This is a genomic window from Curtobacterium sp. L3-7 (genome assembly GCF_048756585.1).
Lineage (GTDB): Bacteria > Actinomycetota > Actinomycetes > Actinomycetales > Microbacteriaceae > Curtobacterium.
The window spans coordinates 2,860,084-2,878,154 of record NZ_CP151474.1 but is presented as its reverse complement, the minus strand read 5'-3'; the positions used below and the strand labels follow the sequence as shown (position 1 = coordinate 2,878,154).

The following is an 18,071-nucleotide window of genomic DNA, read 5'->3' as shown; positions in this document are numbered from 1 at the left end:
CGCGTCACACCCCCGGAGACGAAGCCGTCGCCACGAGCGCCGCCCACAGCGACGGGAACTGCGGCACCGTCTTCGCGGTCGTCCCGATGTCGTCCACCGCGACGCCCTCCGTCACGAGTCCGATCACCGCGCCGGCCGTCGCCATCCGGTGGTCCTCGTACGCGGCCCACGCCGCGCCGTGGAGCCGGGCCGGCTCGATCCGCAGGCCGTCGTCGAGTTCGTGCACCGAGCCTCCCGTCCGGTTCACGTCGGAGGCGAGCGCGGCGAGCCGGTCGGTCTCGTGTCCGCGCAGGTGGCCGATGCCGGTGATGGTCGTCGGGCCGTCCGCGAGCGCCGCGAGCGCGACGAGCGCAGGTGCCAGTTCGCCTCCGCGGGTCAGGTCCAGGTCCAGACCCGGGAGGGAGGCTCCGCCCAGCACCCCGACGCCGCCGTCGAACACAAGGTCGTCACCGTCTCGGGCCACGGTCGCGCCCCACATGGGCAGGAGCGTCTCGAGATCGGCGCCGACCTGCGTCGTCTCCGTCGGCCACGTCCGGATCCGGACGGTCCCGCCTGCGACGAGTGCGGCGACCGCGAAGGGTGCCGCGTTCGAGAGGTCCGGTTCGATGGTCACGTCGCGCGCCGCGATCGGTCCCGGGTGCACGATCCACTCGCCGACGGCGGGCTCGTCCACCCGGACGCCGCGCGCTCGGAGCACCTCGACGGTCATCTCGATGTGGGGGAGGCTCGGGAGCCGCTCGCCCTCGTGCTTCAGGTGCAGCCCCTCGTCGAACCGCGGCGCGGAGAGGAGCAGCCCCGACACGAACTGGGACGAGGCACTCGCGTCGATGGTGAGCGTGCCGCCCCGGACCGATCCGGTGCCGGTGAACGTGAAGGGCATCGCGCCGTCGCCGTCGTCGGTGACGTCCACGCCGAGGTCGACGAGCGCGCTGATGATCGCGTGCATCGGGCGCTTGCGTGCGTAGGGGTCGCCGTCGATCGTGACCTGCCCGGTGGCCAGGGCGGCGAGCGGGGGCAGGAAGCGCATCACGGTGCCGGCGAGGCCGCAGTCGACGCGGACGCCGCCGGTCATCGGGGCCGGCGTGATCCGGAGGTCCGGGCCGTACGGGTTCGGCGCGCCGTCGGGTTCGACCTCCTCGATGCCGACGCCGAGCTGCCGGAGACCCGCGACCATCAGGGCGGAGTCGCGCGAGTGCAGGGGGAGGTGGATGGTGGACGGCCCGTCGGCGAGTGCTGCGAGGATCAGTTCGCGGTTCGTCAACGACTTCGATCCGGGCAGTGCGACGTCGCCGTGGAGCGGGCCAGCCGCCACGGGGGCGATCCAGGGCGCGGTCTCGCGCCCGCTGCCCGCTGCGGTCTCGCGCCCGCTGCCCGCTGCGGTCTGGGAATGCGTCGTCTCTGCCATCGGTTCACAAGACTACTGAAACGATCGGGAGGACCCTTGGCGACAGCACTCGCACCCGCGCGGCAGCACCTGCCCGCAGCGGCCACCGCGCTCGCTCTGGAGCAGCAGCCACCCGCCGCGGTCACCGCGCTCGCTCTAGACTGGCCCGCGATGACGACCGACGAGCCACAGGCAGCACCGCACGACCTGGTCGACGAGACCGAGGCGCAGCTCGACGCTGTGCAGGCAGAGGCGGACGTCGTCGACGCGACCACCGCCTCGGACGCCGAGCTCCGCGCCCTGTTCGAGGACCAGGCGCTGCCCTTCATGGACCAGCTCTACGGTGCCGCGATGCGCATGACGCGTAATCCCGCCGACGCGTCCGACCTGGTGCAGGAGACCTTCGTCAAGGCATTCGCCGCGTTCCGGCAGTTCAAGCAGGGCACGAACCTCAAGGCCTGGCTGTACCGGATCCTCACGAACACGTTCATCAACACGTACCGCAAGAACCAGCGGAACCCGTACCAGGGCACGATCGACGAGCTCGAGGACTGGCAGCTCGGCGGCGCAGAGAGCGTCACGCAGTCGATCTCCGCCCGGTCTGCCGAGGCGGACGCCATCGACCACCTGCCGTCCTCCGCAGTGAAGGACGCGCTGCAGGCCATCCCCGAGGACTTCCGGATGGCCGTCTACTTCGCCGATGTCGAGGGGTTCTCCTACCAGGAGATCGCCGACATCATGAAGACCCCAGTGGGGACGGTCATGAGCCGCCTCCACCGTGGTCGCCGGCTCCTCCGTGGGCTCCTGGCGGACCACGCACGTGAGACCGGCATCGTCCCGGACGCAGCGTCGACGGCGACGATGCGCGGGCGGGGACGGAAGGTTGCTGCGACCACCGGTCGCGACGGACGGAAGGAAGCGCGATGAGCGGCTGCGACTGCTCGAAGGCCAAGGCGGAGCTCGAGGAGTTCCTGCACGACGAGCTCTGCCGCGAGGACGCGGCGGACATCCGCGAGCACATGGACGGCTGCGAGGACTGCACCACCGAGCACCGCGTCAACGTCGTGCTCATGGAGACGGTCCGTCGAGCCTGCAAGGAGTCCGCTCCTGAGCAGCTCCGGAGCGAGATCCTCGCGCGCATCCGGGTGGAGCAGGCGACGCACTGACCTCGTGACGGTCACCGGCCGGCTGCGAAGCGAGCCGTGATCTGCGCAGGACTGAGGGTGTCGTGGTGGACGCGTACCGAGTCGATCGCACCCACGAACGTCGGGTCGGTCGGCGGGTTGGGCCACGTCGATTCGATCCTGCCGTGGCCTGCCCGCCAGTACCCGTTGTAGGACACGGCAGTCAGCACGTCCGTCCGTGACGCCGCGAGGACGCCGTCGACGTGGAGTTCGAGCCGGCCCGCGGTGAACTGACCCACCGCGTGGTGCCAGGTGCCGTCGTCGATCCGGCCCGGGCTCTGCACGACCTTCGCCACGGACGTGTCCCACACGCCGAACACCAGGCGGCCGTCTGTGCCGACGTAGAAGTTGCGGTCGTACGCGCCCGTGGTCCCCGTCGGTGTCCCGGTGAACCCGAACAGCCTGCCCTGGGGTCGGTCGGTCCGGAACCACAGCTCGACAGCGAACGTCGGCGGCGCCGTTGTCGAACTCGTCGTGTGGACGACGGCGGACTGGGACGAGCCGTCGGAGAACGTGACGAAGGGGTTCTCGGTGCACGAGCCGTTCGTGCGGGCGGCACCGGCACCCAGGAGTCCGTCGCGGCCGTTGCCGGAGGAGTCCAGCGCCGTCGAGCCGCCGCGTTCCGCGAAGTCCCACGCCAGGGCGGTACCAGCGACACCGCGGTGGAAGCACGGGAACGAGTCCGTCGTGCCGAGTGCGGCATCACTCGTGGTCGACCCGCTGAACCCGGCGCCGGCCGTGGTCGCGGCGATCGCGACGAGTGCCACGGTCGCGGCGAGGCGGAGCGCGAGCGACGTCCCTCCAGGCGCGTCGGGGCCGGTTCGCACGACGGTCGTGTGCAGGTCCCAGCGGGGCGTCCCGCAGCGGCGGCAAGGAACTCCGGTCCGGAGGTCACGGTCGACGCGCCCGAGCAGGACGAGCGCGATCACCCCGAGGCCCGTCGCGGCGAGCTGCACCCAGTCGCCGGAGCGGAGCCACACGCTCGGGAGCCCGACGACCGGGAAGCGCAGCACGCCGACGCCGAGGACGGTGTCCGCATCGACCGCGGTCCGGTCCGGCTCCGGGTTGGCGTCCCCGCGGAGCCGCAGGGCGCCGTCGGACTCGATGCGCTCGAGACGGTGGAGTCGCCGACGGTCCTCGTGGTCAGGGTCCTCGACCAGGAGCACCTGCCCGATGGAGGCCGATCCCGGTTCGATCGGCATCGCCGCGACCACGTCTCCGGTCCGGATGGCCGGGGCCATGGAGTCCGAGACGACGGTGGTCACACGCCAGTCGAGAGCAGCTGGGAGTGCTGCCCAGACAGCGAGCAGGTACACGGTGGCGAGGGTCGTCCGTGCTGCGATCCCGAGGAGCAGGAGGACGAGGTCGCCGGTGCACCGGGTGGTGCGACGAGCGGACGTGCGTGTCATCAGGTGCTCCTCGGGATCGTCGGGTCGGGTCCGTCCGCTCCGGGTCAGTCGGTCTGCGCTTCCCAGACGAACGTGGTGCTGACCTCGGAGTCCTGCGCGGTGTTCGGGGTGTCCGCGTCGAGGGCGTACGAGAACCGGTAGGTCGTGGAGGACGTCCCGGTCGCCGGCTTCCAGTCGTCGATGCCGTCGCCGAACGACCCGGCGGCGAGCAGTCCGGCGAGCGTGCCGTCGTGCACGGTCGACGCACCCGTGAAGGTGGTGCAGTCCCCGGCGGTGGCGAGGGTGCCGCGCTCGACCGTCATCTGGAGGTGCTGGCCGATGGCGTCCTCGTCCGACTGGGCTGCGGTGTAGAGCCGGACCTCGGACGGGTTCGACGTGGTCGACGTCACCGTGATGCAGTTCGAGCCGGTGCTGCCTGGTACGAGGTCGTCGACGTCGAAGAGCGCCGCGCCCTGGTCGTCGTCGGTGAGCGTGACTGCGCCGGTGCGCCAGGCGTTGGACGCATTGTCGGTCGTGTCGGAGAACGCAGCGTAGGACGCGGTCGCGATGACCGCTGCACTCGCGACCACCGCCAGAGGGAGGGCGATCCAGGCTGCGGTGCGGCTGTGACGCGCGGAGATGTGCATGGTCGATCCTGTCGTTCGGCAATCACCCCTGTGGTGATATGCAAACAGGATATATCAATATCTACCGATATGCCAGGTGTGCTGTAACGCGCTGCGACCTCCAGGTAGGGTCGCGTGCATGACCCTCTCCGTCGAGTCGATGACCACCTGGTCCGACGCGGACGTCGCTGACGTCACCGCCCTCGTCCGTCTGCTCGGTCACACCGTCGACGAACCCGCGATGCGGGCGCGGCTCGCACGGCTCACCCCCGAAGCCGGCCACCGCACGTGGCTGGTGCGCGACGACGACGGCCGAGCCGTCGCCGTCGCCGGCGCGCAGGTCACCTGGGCGTACGCCTCCGACGAGCCGACGGCGCAGCTGCTCCTACTGGTGGTCGACCCGACGGCCAGGAGGCTCGGTACGGGTTCCGCGCTCATCGGCACGTTCGAGACGTGGGCGAGCGAGCAGGGCGCGCGGCGGCTCTCCGCCGTCAGCGCGGCCGCGACGGACAGCGCGCACCGGTTCTACCAGAAGCGCGGGTACCACGAGGCCGGGGTGCGGTACACGCGGATCGTGTAGCGCACCCCGGCCTCGTGGTCGTGGTCTAGCCGAGGGCCTTCGTGATGACCTCGGTGGCCTCTTGTGCGGAGCGCTTCGACGAACCCGTCGCCGGAGCGGCACTCGCGGGGCGGGCGGCCACCGACAGCGGCCGGCCGTCCAGGTGCGGTGAGAGGTTCATGCACACGAACGGCCACGCGCCCTGGTTCTCGGGCTCTTCCTGGGCCCACACGACGTCGGCGTTCGGGTAGCTCGCGAGCACCTCGAGGATCCGCTCGAGCGGGAGCGGTGCCAGCTGCTCGAGCCGGACCAGGGCGACGTCGGTCAGCTCACGCTTGTCCGCCTCGGCGCGCAGGTCGTGGTGGACCTTGCCGGAGTGCAGCACGACGCGGCGCACAGCATCCTTGTCGGTGACCTTCCCGTCGTCGATGACCTCTTCGAAGGTGCCGCTCGTGAACGCCTCGACCGGGCTCGTCGCCTGACGGAGCCGGAGCATCGCCTTCGGGCTGAACAGGACGAGCGGCCGCTGCGGGCGTTCCCACGCCTGACGACGCAGCAGGTGGAAGTACGACGCCGGGGTCGACGGGCGGGCGACCACCATGTTGTCCTCGGCGCAGAGCTGCAGGTAGCGCTCGATGCGAGCGGACGAGTGGTCGGGTCCCTGGCCCTCGTAGCCGTGCGGCAGCAGGAGGACGAGGCCGGAGCGCTGCCCCCACTTCTGCTCGGCGGAGGAGATGAACTCGTCGATGATCGTCTGCGCGCCGTTGGCGAAGTCGCCGAACTGCGCCTCCCAGAGCACGAGCGCCTCCGGACGTTCCACCGAGTAGCCGTACTCGAAGCCCATAGCCGCGTACTCACTGAGCAGCGAGTCGTAGATGTAGAAGCGCGCCTGGTCCTCGGTGAGGTTCGACAGCGGCAGCCACTCCTGGCCGTTCACCCGGTCGTGGAACACCGCCTGACGCTGCACGAACGTGCCACGACGGGCGTCCTGGCCGGCGAGCCGGACCGGCTTGCCCTCGGTCAGGAGCGACCCGATCGCCATGAGTTCCGCCATCGCCCAGTCGACGCCGCCCTTGCGGGTCATGTCGGTGCGCTTCGACAGCAGCGCCTGCAGCTTCGGGTGGATGGAGAACCCGGCGGGCGGGTTGCCGTGCGCGTCGCCGATGAGCTCGACGAGATCCTTCGAGATCGCGGTCTCGTGGACGTCGTTCTCGGAGTCGTCGCGCTGCGCGGTCGGTCGTTCGAGGCCCTGCACGGCGCCGTCGTCGTCGACGGTGATCACCGGGATGGTGCCGGTCTGTGCCTCGTGCGTCTCCGCGAACGCTCGCTCCAGGCGGTCCTGGAAGTCGCGGTGCGCTTCGTCGTACTCCTCTTGCGTGATGTCCCCGCGGCCGACGAGGGCCTCGGTGAAGAGCGTGCGGACCGAGCGCTTCGCCTCGATGAGGTTGTACATGAGCGGCTGCGTCATCGAGGGGTCGTCGCCCTCGTTGTGGCCGCGCCTGCGGTAGCAGACCAGGTCGATCACGACGTCGCGGTGGAACTCCTCGCGGTACGCGAACGCCAGGTCGGCCACGCGTGCGACGGCCTCGGGGTCGTCACCGTTGACGTGGAAGATCGGCGCCTGGATCGTCTTCGCGACGTCGGTGGAGTACACCGAGCTGCGTGCCGACTCCGGCGGGGTGGTAAACCCGACCTGGTTGTTGATGACCAGGTGGACCGTGCCGCCGGTGCGGTACCCGCGGAGCTGGGACATCTGGAGCGTCTCGACGACGACACCCTGTCCGGCCATCGCGGCGTCACCGTGCACGAGCACGGGGAGCACACCGAACTCGCCGGCGGGCTTCCGGTCCTGCTTGGCGCGGACGATGCCCTCGAGGACACCGTCGACCGCTTCGAGGTGGGACGGGTTCGCGGCGATCGTGATGGGGATCGACGAGCCGTCAGAGGCCTTGAACACGCCTTCGGTGCCGACGTGGTACTTCACGTCGCCGGAGCCCTGGCCCTGCACGGCGCCGGGGAGCGTGGTGCCCTCGAACTCGCGGAAGATCTGGCCGTAGGTCTTGCCGGCGATGTTGGTCAGCACGTTGAGTCGACCGCGGTGGGCCATGCCGATCGCGACCTCGTCGAGTCCGGCTGCCGCGGCGCCCTGGATCAGGGTGTCGAGGAACGCGATGGTGGACTCGCCGCCCTCGAGGGAGAAGCGCTTCTGGCCGACGTACTTGGTCTGCAGGAAGGTCTCGAACGCCTCGGCCTCGTTGAGCTTGCCGAGGACGCGCAGCTGCTCCTCCTTCGACGGCTTCGAGTACGGCACCTCGATGCGGGACTGCACCCAGCGGCGCTGTTCCGGGTCCTGGATGTGCATGTACTCGATGCCCACGGTGCGGCAGTACGCGTCGCGGAGGACACCGAGGATGTCGCGGAGCGGCGCGCTCGTGGTGCCGGCGAGCCCACCCGTGACGAACTCGCGGTCGAGGTCCCAGAACGTCAGCCCGTGGCTCTCGATCTCGAGGTCCGGGTGGGTGCGCTGGCGGTACTCGAGCGGGTCGACGTCGGCCATCAGGTGGCCGCGGACCCGGAAGCTGTTGATGAGCTCCTGCACGCGGGCCGTCTTGCCGACGCGGTGCGCGAGGTCGACGTTGATGTCGTTCGCCCACTGGATCGGCTTGTAGGGGATGCGGAGCGCCGAGAAGATGCCCTCGTAGAAGTCGTGCTGGCCGATGAGCCGCTCGTGCACCTTCTTCAGGTACTCGCCGGAGCCGGCGCCCTGGATGACGCGGTGGTCGTAGGTGCTGGTGAGCGTGATCGTCTTGCCGACGCCGAGCTCGACGAGCGTCTTCGGCGACGACCCCTGGAACTGTGCCGGGTACTCGAGCGCACCGGCGCCGATGATCGCGCCCTGGCCCTTCGTCAGGCGGGGGACCGAGTGCACCGTGCCGATGCCACCTGGGTTCGTCAGGGAGATCGTCGTGCCCTGGAAGTCCGTCGGCGTGAGCTTGTTGTCGCGGGCGCGCTTGACGAGGTCCTCGTAGGCGGAGAGGAACTGGCCGAACGTCAGCGTCTCGGCGCGCTTGATGCTCGGGACGAGCAGGGAGCGGGTGCCGTCCTTCTTCGGGACGTCGATCGCGATGCCGAGGTTGACGCGCGCGGGCTGCACCACGAACGGCTTGCCGTCGCGCTCCTCGTAGAAGACGTTCTGGCTCGGGAAGTCCTTGAGCGCCTGGACCATCGCCCAGCCGATCAGGTGGGTGAAGGAGATCTTGCCGCCGCGGGCACGCCGCAGGTGGTTGTTGATGACGATGCGGTTGTCGATCATCAGCTTCGCCGGGATCGTGCGGACGCTCGTCGCGGTCGGGACGGTGAGCGAGGCGTCCATGTTCGACGCGAGGGTCTTCGCCATGCCACGGAGCGGGGTGGCCACGTCCTCGTGGGTCTCGTCGTGGTCGTCGGCCTCGTCGTTCGCCTCGGCAGGGATCGGCTGGGGCGAGGGCTGCTTGGACGTGGTCTTCGCCTGGATCTGCCCGCCCTTCGCCTCGGCTGCGGGTGCCGCGGATGCCGGTGCTGCGGTCGCGGGTGCTGCGGTCGCGGGCGCCGGTGCTGCTGGTGCCGTGCCGGCGCCCTTGCCGGCGGTCTGGTGGTAGCTCTCGAGGACCGGCCACCACGACTTGTCGACCGACTCCTTGTCGGCGAGGAACTGTTCGTACAGCTCGTCCACCAACCACTCGTTCGCGCCGAATTCGCCCGCGGTCTCGTCAGTTCCGGTCAGATGGCTCGACACAGCCGATCGCCCACTCTCCGTCGATTGATGCTCGTGTGTGTCGTGCGGGGCAACCCTGCTCCACACAGGGGTCAAGCGTAGCCGTTTCCACATGTCCGTTCGGTGTCAGACCGAGGCATGTCGCCGAGCCGTACAGTGGGCGGCATGAGGTTCTACGAGACTCGGCCGACGCACGATCTGACCTACTCCGACGTCTTCCTGGTCCCGAGCCGTTCCGCGGTGACCAGCCGCTTCGACGTGGACCTCTCCGCGAACGACGGCAGCGGCGCCACGATCCCGATCGTCAGCGCCAACATGAACTCGGTGACGGGCCCGCGACTCGCGGCGACCCTGGCGCGTCGTGGTGGCCTCGGGGTGCTGCCGCAGGACATGCACCTGCAGGACCTCGACGCCGCGATCCGCTGGGTGAAGGAACAACCGGTGGAGTTCGACACCGCGATCGAGATGGGCGCGGACACCACCGTCGCCGAGACCCTCGAACAGCTCCTGCCGGTCGCCGGACGCGGTGTGGTGGTGCGTGACGGCGAGGGGGAGTACCTCGGGTGCGTGCCGGCCACCCGCCTCGGCACGGCCGGCCCCGACGCCACGCTGCGCGACCTGCTGCACGGCGCCTCCACGGGCATCGACGCCGAGGACGCCGGCACCCCGCGCCACGTGTACGACGTCCTCACCGCGGCCGGTGCCGACTTCGCTCCGGTCACCCGGCACGGTCGCGTCGTCGGCACCACGAGCCCGACGAGCGCGATCCGGTCGAGCATCTACCGTCCTGCGGTCGACGCGTCCGGTCGACTCCGCGTCGCGGCCGCCATCGGCATCAACGGCGACGTCGCCGCCAAGGCCCAGGCCCTCGCTGCGGCGGGGGTGGACGTCCTCGTGCTCGACACCGCGCACGGCCACCAGGAAAGCATGCTCCGCGCGCTCCGCACCGTCGCGGCGCTCGACCTCGGCATCCCGCTCGTCGCTGGCAACGTCGTCACCGCCGACGCGGTCCACCACCTCGTCGAAGCCGGAGCGTCGATCATCAAGGTCGGTGTCGGCCCCGGCGCGATGTGCACCACCCGCATGATGACCGCGGTGGGACGACCGCAGTTCTCCGCCGTGCTCGAGACCGCCGCCGCCGCTCGGTCCCTCGGCGCGCACGTGTGGGCGGACGGTGGCGTGCGGTACCCGCGCGACGTCGCACTCGCACTGGCCGCCGGCGCGAGCGCGGTCATGATCGGCTCGTGGTTCGCGGGCACGCTCGAAGCTCCCGGTGTCCTCCGTCGCGACGCGAAGGGCGCCGCGTACAAGGAGAGCTGGGGGATGGCGTCGGCCAAGGCGGTGCGCGAGCGCTTCGAACGGCTCGACCCCTACGAGCGGGCGCGCAAGGCGCTCTTCGCCGAAGGCATCTCGTCGTCGACGATCTACCTCGACCCGGAGCGTCCGAGCGTCGAAGACCTGCTCGACATGATCACGACCGGTGTCCGCAGCTCCGCAACGTACGCCGGCGCGACGAGCCTCGCCGAGTTCTCCGAGCGTGCGCTCGTCGGCATCCAGTCCGCCGCGGGGTACGAAGAGGGCAAGCCGCTCCCCGTCAGCTGGTAGCGGCTCTGGTCGCAGCCGACTGGAGGCCCGGTGCCGGTCCGTCGGACCGGCACCGGGCCTCCCGTCTGGTGGTCAGCGGCGTCTGGTCGCGTCCTCGACGGTGCCCACGAGCTCTTCGAGGATGTCCTCGAGGAAGAGCACGCCCGTCGTCCGACCGTCCGCGTCGAACGCCCGCGCCACGTGGCGCCCGGCCGCGCGCATCGTCGCGAGTGCGTCCTCGAGGTCCATCTCGGTCCAGAGCGAGATGAGCTGCCGGATGCGCTTCGGCGGGACCGGGTCGTCGAACTCGTCCGGACGCAGGTCGATGACGTCCTTGACGTGCACGTACCCAGTCGGCTCGCCCGTCTCACCGGTCAGCACGTAGCGGGAGAAGCCCCGCTGCGCGACGGCACGCTCGACGTCGCCGGGGGTGGCGTCCTCGGGCAGGGTGACGAGCTCGGACATCGGCACGGCGATGTCCCTGACCTTCTTCTCGGTGAACTCGAACGCCATCTTGAGCGTGCCGCCGTCGTCGGACAGGGTGCCCTCGCGACGGGACTGCTCGACGATCGTCTGCACTTCTTCGACGGTGTAGGCGCTGACGGCCTCGTCCTTCGGCTCGACCTTGAAGAGCCTGAGCACTGCGTTCGCGACCTCGTTCAAGCCGACGACGACCCAGTGCAGGCCGTGCCCGATGTACCAGAGCGTCGGCACGAGGAGCAGGGCGGCGCGGTCGGGCATCGAGAACGAGATGTTCTTCGGGACCATCTCGCCGAACACCACGTGCAGGAACGAGACCAGCAGCAGGGTGAACACGAACGCGACGATGCCGATGACCTCGACGCTCCACCCGGTGAGGTGCAGCGGGACCTCGAGCAGGTGGTGGATCGCCGGCTCGGAGACGTTGAGGATGAGCAGCGAGCACACCGTGATCCCGAGCTGGGTGGTGGCGAGCATGCGGGTGGCGTGCTCCATCGCCCACAGCGTCATCTGTGCGGCGCGGGAGCCCTCCTCGGCGCGGGGCTCGATCTGGGAGCGGCGCGCGGAGATGACGGCGAACTCGGCCGCGACGAAGTAGGCGTTGCCGAGCAGCAGCACGACGAGCCAGAAGATGCCCCACCAGTCGGAGCTCATCGGACCGACTCCTTCCGACTGCCCCTGCCAGGGATGGTGACGCCTCCTGGCGGGGTGTCCGTCGGGGTCGGAGTCCAGCGGATCCGGTCGATCCGACGACCGTCGAGGCGTTCGACGCGGAACACGCCGTCCTCGAGCGGGACCTCGTCGCCGACGACCGGCAGCCGGCCGAGCGTCGCCATGATGAACCCGCCGACGGTCTCGTACGGGCCGTCCTCGGGGACCTTCACCCCGGCGCGGTCCTCGAGCTCGTCCGGGCGGAGGAGCCCGGGGAACGTCAGCCAGTTGCGGGAGCGGACCACGTCGATGCGTGCCCGGTCGTGCTCGTCGGACACCTCGCCGACGATCTCCTCGATGAGGTCCTCGAGCGTGACGACCCCTGCGGTGCCGCCGTACTCGTCGACGACGATCACCATCTGGTAGCCGCGACCCCTGACCTCGGTGAGGAGGGTGTCGCCCGGCATCGTCTCGGGAACCCGTTCGGCGTCGGTCATGAGCGCCCCGACCGGGACCTCCGCGCGCTTCTCGCGCGGGACGGCGACGGCCTGCTTGACGTGCACGATGCCCACGACGTCGTCCGCGTCCTCCTCGATGACGGGGAAGCGGCTGAAGCCGGTGCGGCGTGCGAGCGCGATGACGTCCTCGGCGGACTCGGACACGCGGATGGTCGAGAGCCGGGGGCGCGGGGTCATCACGTCGCTGGCGTCGAGCTCGGAGAACGACAGCGTGCGCTGCAGGAGCGTCGCGGTGTCCTGTTCGAGCGAGCCCTCCGACGCGGAGCGGCGGAGCAACGAGGTGAGCTCCTCGGCGCTGCGCGCGCCGGAGAGCTCCTCCTGCGGCTCGATGCCCATCGCGCGGAGCACGGCGTTCGCGGTGCCGTTCAGCACGGCGACGGCCGGCTTGAACACCGTCGTGAAGGCGATCTGCAGCGGGACCACGAGCTTCGCGGTCTGCAGGGGCAGCGCGAGCGCGAAGTTCTTCGGCACGAGCTCGCCGAGGATCATCGACAGCAGGGTCGCGATGACCAGCGCCACGATCGACCCGACCGTCTCGACGATGCCCTCAGGCAGGTTCATCGCGAGGAACGGCGCTTCGAGGAGCTTGGCGATCGAGGGCTCGAGCAGGTAGCCGGTCAGCAGCGTCGTGAGCGTGATGCCGAGCTGCGCGCTCGACAGGTGCGTCGAAGTGACCTTGAGCGCACCGATGACGGGTGCCAGGCCGGCCTCGCCGCGGTCACGGCGTGCTTCGACGTCGGCGCGGTCGAGGTTCACGAGCGCGAACTCGGACGCCACGAAGACGCCGGTGCCGAGCGTCAGCAGGATGCCGCCGATCAGCATGACGATGTCGACGACGCTCATCGGGTCCACCCCCGCGACGAAGCGGTGCGGGCACACGACGAGTCAGGGCAGCTCACTGAGTGAGCGCCGGATGAGTGATGGGGCGAAGAGCTGTTCGGAGGATCGTCCACAGTGTCTGCAATCGTAGTGCCGCGCCGGGCTCCCTTTCCGAGAATCCGCCTTACTTCGTGACGGTTGCTCGGTGGTACTGCTGCGGCTCGTAGTCGACCTGCACACCGAGCTCGCGGGCTGCCCGCAGCGCGAACGACGGGTCGCGGAGGAACTCGCGCCCGACCATCACGACGTCGGCCTGCCCGGTCGCGACGATCTGCTCCGCCTGGAACGCGTCGGAGATCATCCCGACCGCGATCGTCCCGATGCCGGCACCCTGCTTGACCGCGGCCGCGAACGGCACCTGGTACCCGGGGCCGACGGGGATCGGCGCGCTCGCGACGTTGCCGCCGGTCGAGACGTCGGCGAGGTCGGCGCCGTGCTCCGCCGCCCAGCGAGCCACCTGGACGACCTCGTCGAGCGTCAGCCCGCCATCGGTCCAGTCCGTCGCCGAGAACCGGACGACGACCGGGAAGCCGTCACCGACCTCGGCGCGGACGGCGTCGACGACGTCGAGCAGCGCCCGCGCGCGGTTCTCGAGCGAGCCGCCGAAGTCGTCGGTGCGGTGGTTGCTCAGCGGCGAGAGGAACTCGTGGAGCAGGTACCCGTGCGCGGCGTGGATCTCGACCAGGTCGAACCCGGCCTCGATCGCACGACGGGCAGCGGCGGCGAAGCCGAGCGCGACCAGACGGATGTCCTCGACTCCGAGCTCGCGCGGGACGTCGTAGCCGGGGAACGCGACGGCCGACGGCGCCACGGCGGTCCATCCACCGTCCGAGGCCGGAACGGTGCCCTGCGTCGGCGACCAGCTGCGGTACGTCGAGGCCTTGCGCCCGGCGTGCGCGAGCTGCACGCCGGCGGCGGCGCCCTGCGAGTGGATGAAGTCGACGATCGGCCGGAACGCGTCGCGCTGCTCGTCGTTCCAGAGGCCGAGGTCCTGCGGGCTGATCCGACCCTCCGGCACGACACCGGTGGCCTCGACGACGACCGCACCCGCGCCGCCCTTCGCGAACCCGCCGAGGTGCACGAGGTGCCACGGCGTCGGGACACCGTCCTGCTGTTCGACCGAGTACTGGCACATCGGGGAGACCCAGATGCGGTTGCGGACCGTCAGGTCGCGGATGGTGATCGGTTCGAACAGGGCGTGCGTCACGCGGTGGCTCCTTCGGTCTCCGACAGGCGCTCCAGGAAGCTCCGCAGCCCGGCCGGTGAGGTGTAGTGGTGGCCGACCGCCCCGATCGCTTCCGCACCGGTGGCGTTCTCGGCCCTGTTGTCCACGAACACCATCTGCGCCGGGGTGATTCCCAGCCGGTCGCAGGTGGTGCGGTAGATGGACGGGTCGGGCTTCAGCACGTGCTCCTCCGCGCTGACCACGACGGTCCCGAACATCGACGCCATCGGGGAGCGGCGGTAGGGGTCGCCGAAGTCGAACCCGGCGTTCGACAGGAGGGCGATGCGGGTCCCGGCCTCGTGCAGCTCTTCGACGAGGTCGAGCACGTCGGGGTCGACCTCGAACCAGCCGGTGAAGTCGAGGGCCCAGAAGCGGTGGATCTCGCTGACCGACCAGGTCCGACCGGTGCGGGCGGCGATGGCGCGCCAGTAGTCGAGCACCGAGAGGTCGCCACGGTCGAGGTCGTGACGAAGCTCCTGGTACACGGGGAAGAGCTCGTCGGCGGCGAGCCCCGTCGCCGCGAGCAGGGCGTCCCTGGCGGCGTGCGGTGTCCGGCTGATCACCTCGCCGTAGTCGAAGACGACGACACGACCGGGCAGGAACAGGCTCATGCGCTCCACCGTAACGTGGGGGTGGTGAACGACTTCGTCCCCGTCTCCCCGTCCGACGCCGCCACGTGGATCACGGTCCCGACCGGCGACACGACGAAGTACCGGCGGGGGGTCCTCGGCGTCGCGACCGGCTCCGCCGCCTACCCGGGCGCCGCGGTGATGGGGGTCGACGCCGCCGTGCACACCGGGGTCGGCATGGTCCGGTACGTCGGGCCCACCCGTGCGACGGACTCCGTGCTCGCCCGCCGCCCCGAGGTCGTGTCCGGTGTCGGTCGTGTCCAGGCCTGGCTCGTCGGGTCGGGCATCGCCGCGGACTCCCTCGACGACCTCGACGAGACCACCGCCGACGCCTTCCGGCACGCGTCCGATGACGGCGTGCCGGTGGTCGTCGACGCCGGGGCCATCCCGCTCGTCGACCTCGGCCCGCTCGCGGTGCTGACCCCGCACGCCGGGGAGCTCGCTGCGCTGCTGCAGGTGTCCCGGGATGCCGTCGAGGACGACCCGCGGGGGTCGGCACTCCGCGCCGCCGAGCGGACCGGGAGCGTCGTGCTCCTCAAGGGATCCGACACACACGTCGTGACGCCGGACGGTTCGGTCCGGCTCGTGGCCTCCTCCGCCACACCCTGGCTCGCCGCCGCCGGCGCCGGAGACGTCCTCGGCGGGGTGCTCGGTGGGCTCGTCGCCGGCCGGGCCGGTCAGGGCGAGGTCGGTCCCGAGGAGCTCGCGCACCTCGCTGCCGCCGCCGCCGTCGTGCACGGTACCGCGGCGCGGCGTGCGTCCGGGGGTGGGCCCTTCACGATGACCGCCCTGATCGAGGCCCTGCCCGGCGTGGTCCGCGACCTCGCCGTCACCGGGGACGCCACCGTGTGAGGCACGCCGTCGGCTGATTCGTGCGGGTCGGCTCGCGTGTGCTTGTGCGCGCTTGTGCACCGATCGGAGCCCGACTCGGAACGACAGCGTCGCTGTCGTACGACGTCCGCGTTGTCGTCGCAAGGCGCCTGCAACTGTTGCGCGCGCGGGGCTGCGACAGCACCGCTGTCGTACGACAGCGACATCGTCGCTGGTTGCAGACGCAAGTACACGGCGTGACGGACGGACGGGAGGCTCGGTGCCGGACGTGCGCCGAGCCTCCCGTCGGGCGGGTGGCGGTGGAGCCGACTCGGAACGACAGCACCGCTGTCGGACGACGTCCACGTTGTCGTCGCACCGCGCCCGCAACTGTTGCGTGCGCGGGTCAGCGACAGGATCGCTGTCGTACGACAGCGACGTTGTCGCTGCTTGCAGACGCGCGGGTCCGCGGGCTGGCCACCCACCGGACGGGAGGCTCGGTGCCGGACGTGCGCCGAGCCTCCCGTCCGGTGGGTGGCGGTGGAGCCGACTCGGAACGACAGGCGCGCTGTCGCTCACCTCGCGCGTCACGACCCGGTTGCGACGTCGCGTGCAGTGTCGCGGGAACACGCAACCGCAGCGGGAACACGCACCGCGCGTGGGAGCCCGCACCGATCCCGCCAGCGGTGGCGCAGAGCCTCGTGGGACCGCCGGAGGACGCGTAGACAGACAGCCGAGGGACGACACCCGACCGATCAGACACGGTGGCCCGTCCTCGGAAGGCGATCCACGACCATGCAGTACGCGCAGCACCCCGTCCAGCTCCGGGACGACCGATGAAGGTCGCTCGGGCGCTCCTCGTGTTCTCCGCCGTTCTCGCCGCCGCCGTGACGCTGGGTGCCGTCACGACCGCTGATGCCCGCCCGTGGGTCGGCGATCCCGCCTCGCCGCTCGCGGTGGCACCGACGCCGACGCCGACGCCTCCCGCCGATGGTGCGGCTCCGACGTTCTCCGAGGACTTCGACACCCCTGCGGCCGCAGGCGGACAGTTCGCCGCCACGTACGCCGGGTCGTGGCAGCCCTACCCGGACGGCATGAGCGGCAAGTACTGGTCCGGCGAGGTCATCAGCGCCCACGACGGGATCATGGACGTCTCGATGGACGGGAAGCGTGGAGCCGCCGGCACGTTCGGCACGCCGGACGGAGCATGGTCACACGTCGGCGGGACCTTCAGCGTGCGGGCACGAGCCATCGGTGGGGACGGCAACGGCGCCGCCTTCATGCTGTGGCCGACCTCGAACGTCTGGTCGGAGGGCGAGCTGGACTTCCCCGAGGGGACCTTCCAGGGCACCGTCGGGGCGTTCAGCCACTCGATGGTGCCCGGTCAGGAGCGGAACGCGATCGGCCTGCACACGGACGCGACCTGGCGGCAGTGGCACACGTACACGACCGAGTGGATCCCCGGCGTCTCGGTCCGGTACTTCGTGGACGGCGAGCTCGTGCTCACGGTCACCAAGCACGTGCCGACCACCGCGCACCGGTTCATGTTCCAGATCGGGAACTACGGGAACCCTGGGCACCTCGAGATCGACTGGGTGAAGACCTGGGACCGATGAGGTAGGGCGGGGTGCTCTACACGGCGGGTGTCGCGTGGACGAGGAACTCGACCGCGCCGTCCGCGTCGACCTTCACGAACCCGAGACTCGGTGCCTGCACGCCGTAGTCGGCGAACGTGATCGGGATCGAGCCGGAGATGTCGACGCCGTCGCCGTTCAGGCCGACCTGCAGCGTCGCGGTGACCGACTTCGTCACGCCGTGCAGCGTCAGGTCGCCGGCGGCCTGCACGGTCGTGGTCCCACTCCCGGACGGGACGGCATCCGCGATCGGGCTCGTCAGCGTGAAGGTCGCCTTCGGGAACGCCGCGGTGTCGAGCGCGGAATCGCGGAAGTACGAGTCCCGCTGTGCGGAGTCGGTGGCGATGTCGGCGACCTCGACCTCGATCGACGCCGCCGTGATCGACGAGCCGTCGACCGTCGCGGTCCCGCTGACGCTGTCCGTCCGCCCGGTGACGGTCACGTCGGAACCGTTGAGGACCTCGTGCAGCCGGTAGCCGGCCTCGGAGCCGCTGCCGACGGTCCAGTCGCCGGCGAGATCGCTCGCGTCGAGTGTCGACGGGGCACGACTCGCGGCGACGCTCGGCTCCGCCTCGGCCTTGGCGTTCTCGGTGTTCGAGTACACCGTCGTGCCGATCACCGTCCCGACGACGCCGAGGACCACGACGGCTGCCGCGATCGAGATCCAGATGGTGGCCCTGCGCTTGCCGGTGCGCTTGCGTGGAGTGGTCACCCTCAGACGGTGACACGTCATCCTCGGGAAGTCCTGGGGATCGCGCCGCTACGA

At 70.5% G+C, this 18,071-nt stretch carries 15 protein-coding genes; 6 read left to right on the top strand and 9 right to left on the bottom strand.

What is annotated here, in order from left to right; translation table 11 throughout:
* Positions 1–4: 4 nt before the first annotated feature.
* Positions 5–1,405, bottom strand: a complete 1,401-nt coding sequence (gene aroA, locus AAEP80_RS13920; RefSeq protein ID WP_420364837.1) for a 3-phosphoshikimate 1-carboxyvinyltransferase — start codon at positions 1,403–1,405, stop codon at positions 5–7.
* 36 nt (positions 1,406–1,441) lie between these two features.
* On the opposite strand from aroA, the gene AAEP80_RS13915 reads away from it, so the two are divergent.
* Positions 1,442–2,311 carry a sigma-70 family RNA polymerase sigma factor gene (locus tag AAEP80_RS13915; RefSeq protein ID WP_420364836.1) on the top strand — a complete coding sequence of 290 codons (870 nt, stop codon included), beginning with the start codon at positions 1,442–1,444 and terminating at the stop codon, positions 2,309–2,311.
* Complete coding sequence (locus AAEP80_RS13910; protein ID WP_281264820.1) at positions 2,308–2,550, top strand: zf-HC2 domain-containing protein; 243 nt, start codon at positions 2,308–2,310, stop codon at positions 2,548–2,550. The genes AAEP80_RS13915 and AAEP80_RS13910 overlap by 4 nt, the downstream gene beginning before the upstream one ends.
* Before the next feature lie 11 nt (positions 2,551–2,561).
* Here AAEP80_RS13910 and AAEP80_RS13905 read toward each other — a convergent pair whose 3' ends face one another.
* Together AAEP80_RS13905 and AAEP80_RS13900 are read right to left on the bottom strand one after the other, a co-directional pair.
* Entirely contained in the window at positions 2,562–3,977 is a 1,416-nt protein-coding gene (locus AAEP80_RS13905; protein WP_420364835.1) for a LamG-like jellyroll fold domain-containing protein, read from the bottom strand.
* Between the two features lie 44 nt (positions 3,978–4,021).
* Entirely contained in the window at positions 4,022–4,603 is a 582-nt protein-coding gene (locus AAEP80_RS13900) for a hypothetical protein (protein WP_420364834.1), read from the bottom strand.
* A 118-nt stretch (positions 4,604–4,721) separates the two neighbouring features.
* On the opposite strand from AAEP80_RS13900, the gene AAEP80_RS13895 reads away from it, so the two are divergent.
* The gene (locus AAEP80_RS13895; RefSeq protein ID WP_420364833.1) at positions 4,722–5,162 is read left to right on the top strand and encodes a GNAT family N-acetyltransferase; all 441 of its coding nucleotides are present in this window, start codon (positions 4,722–4,724) and stop codon (positions 5,160–5,162) included.
* Between the two features lie 25 nt (positions 5,163–5,187).
* On the opposite strand, the gene AAEP80_RS13890 is transcribed toward AAEP80_RS13895, so the two are convergent.
* Entirely contained in the window at positions 5,188–8,916 is a 3,729-nt protein-coding gene (locus AAEP80_RS13890) for a multifunctional oxoglutarate decarboxylase/oxoglutarate dehydrogenase thiamine pyrophosphate-binding subunit/dihydrolipoyllysine-residue succinyltransferase subunit (protein ID WP_420364832.1), read from the bottom strand.
* Positions 8,917–9,060: 144 nt separating this feature from the next.
* On the opposite strand from AAEP80_RS13890, the gene AAEP80_RS13885 reads away from it, so the two are divergent.
* On the top strand, positions 9,061–10,500 hold the full coding sequence (locus AAEP80_RS13885; RefSeq protein WP_420364831.1) for a GuaB1 family IMP dehydrogenase-related protein: 1,440 nt from the start codon (positions 9,061–9,063) through the stop codon (positions 10,498–10,500).
* A 72-nt stretch (positions 10,501–10,572) separates the two neighbouring features.
* Here AAEP80_RS13885 and AAEP80_RS13880 read toward each other — a convergent pair whose 3' ends face one another.
* The 4 genes from AAEP80_RS13880 to AAEP80_RS13865 all read right to left on the bottom strand — a co-directional run bounded on the left by AAEP80_RS13880 (position 10,573) and on the right by AAEP80_RS13865 (position 14,843).
* A complete protein-coding gene (locus tag AAEP80_RS13880; protein ID WP_413601728.1) occupies positions 10,573–11,613 on the bottom strand; it encodes a hemolysin family protein in 1,041 nt (346 codons plus the stop codon).
* Positions 11,610–12,971: a hemolysin family protein gene (locus tag AAEP80_RS13875; protein WP_413601729.1), complete on the bottom strand. Its 1,362-nt coding sequence runs from the start codon at positions 12,969–12,971 to the stop codon at positions 11,610–11,612. Before AAEP80_RS13875 ends, AAEP80_RS13880 begins: the two co-directional genes overlap by 4 nt.
* Before the next feature lie 160 nt (positions 12,972–13,131).
* A complete protein-coding gene (locus tag AAEP80_RS13870; RefSeq protein WP_420364830.1) occupies positions 13,132–14,214 on the bottom strand; it encodes an NADH:flavin oxidoreductase/NADH oxidase in 1,083 nt (360 codons plus the stop codon).
* Complete coding sequence (locus AAEP80_RS13865; protein ID WP_420364829.1) at positions 14,211–14,843, bottom strand: HAD family hydrolase; 633 nt, start codon at positions 14,841–14,843, stop codon at positions 14,211–14,213. The genes AAEP80_RS13870 and AAEP80_RS13865 overlap by 4 nt, the downstream gene beginning before the upstream one ends.
* Positions 14,844–14,867: 24 nt before the next feature.
* On the opposite strand from AAEP80_RS13865, the gene AAEP80_RS13860 reads away from it, so the two are divergent.
* Together AAEP80_RS13860 and AAEP80_RS13855 are read left to right on the top strand one after the other, a co-directional pair.
* Positions 14,868–15,713 carry an ADP-dependent NAD(P)H-hydrate dehydratase gene (locus AAEP80_RS13860; RefSeq protein WP_420364828.1) on the top strand — a complete coding sequence of 282 codons (846 nt, stop codon included), beginning with the start codon at positions 14,868–14,870 and terminating at the stop codon, positions 15,711–15,713.
* Between the two features lie 794 nt (positions 15,714–16,507).
* Positions 16,508–17,287, top strand: coding sequence for a glycoside hydrolase family 16 protein (locus tag AAEP80_RS13855; RefSeq protein ID WP_420364827.1), 780 nt, complete (start codon positions 16,508–16,510; stop codon positions 17,285–17,287).
* Positions 17,288–17,303: 16 nt separating this feature from the next.
* Here AAEP80_RS13855 and AAEP80_RS13850 read toward each other — a convergent pair whose 3' ends face one another.
* Positions 17,304–18,017: a YceI family protein gene (locus AAEP80_RS13850; RefSeq protein ID WP_420364826.1), complete on the bottom strand. Its 714-nt coding sequence runs from the start codon at positions 18,015–18,017 to the stop codon at positions 17,304–17,306.
* Positions 18,018–18,071: the final 54 nt, after the last annotated feature.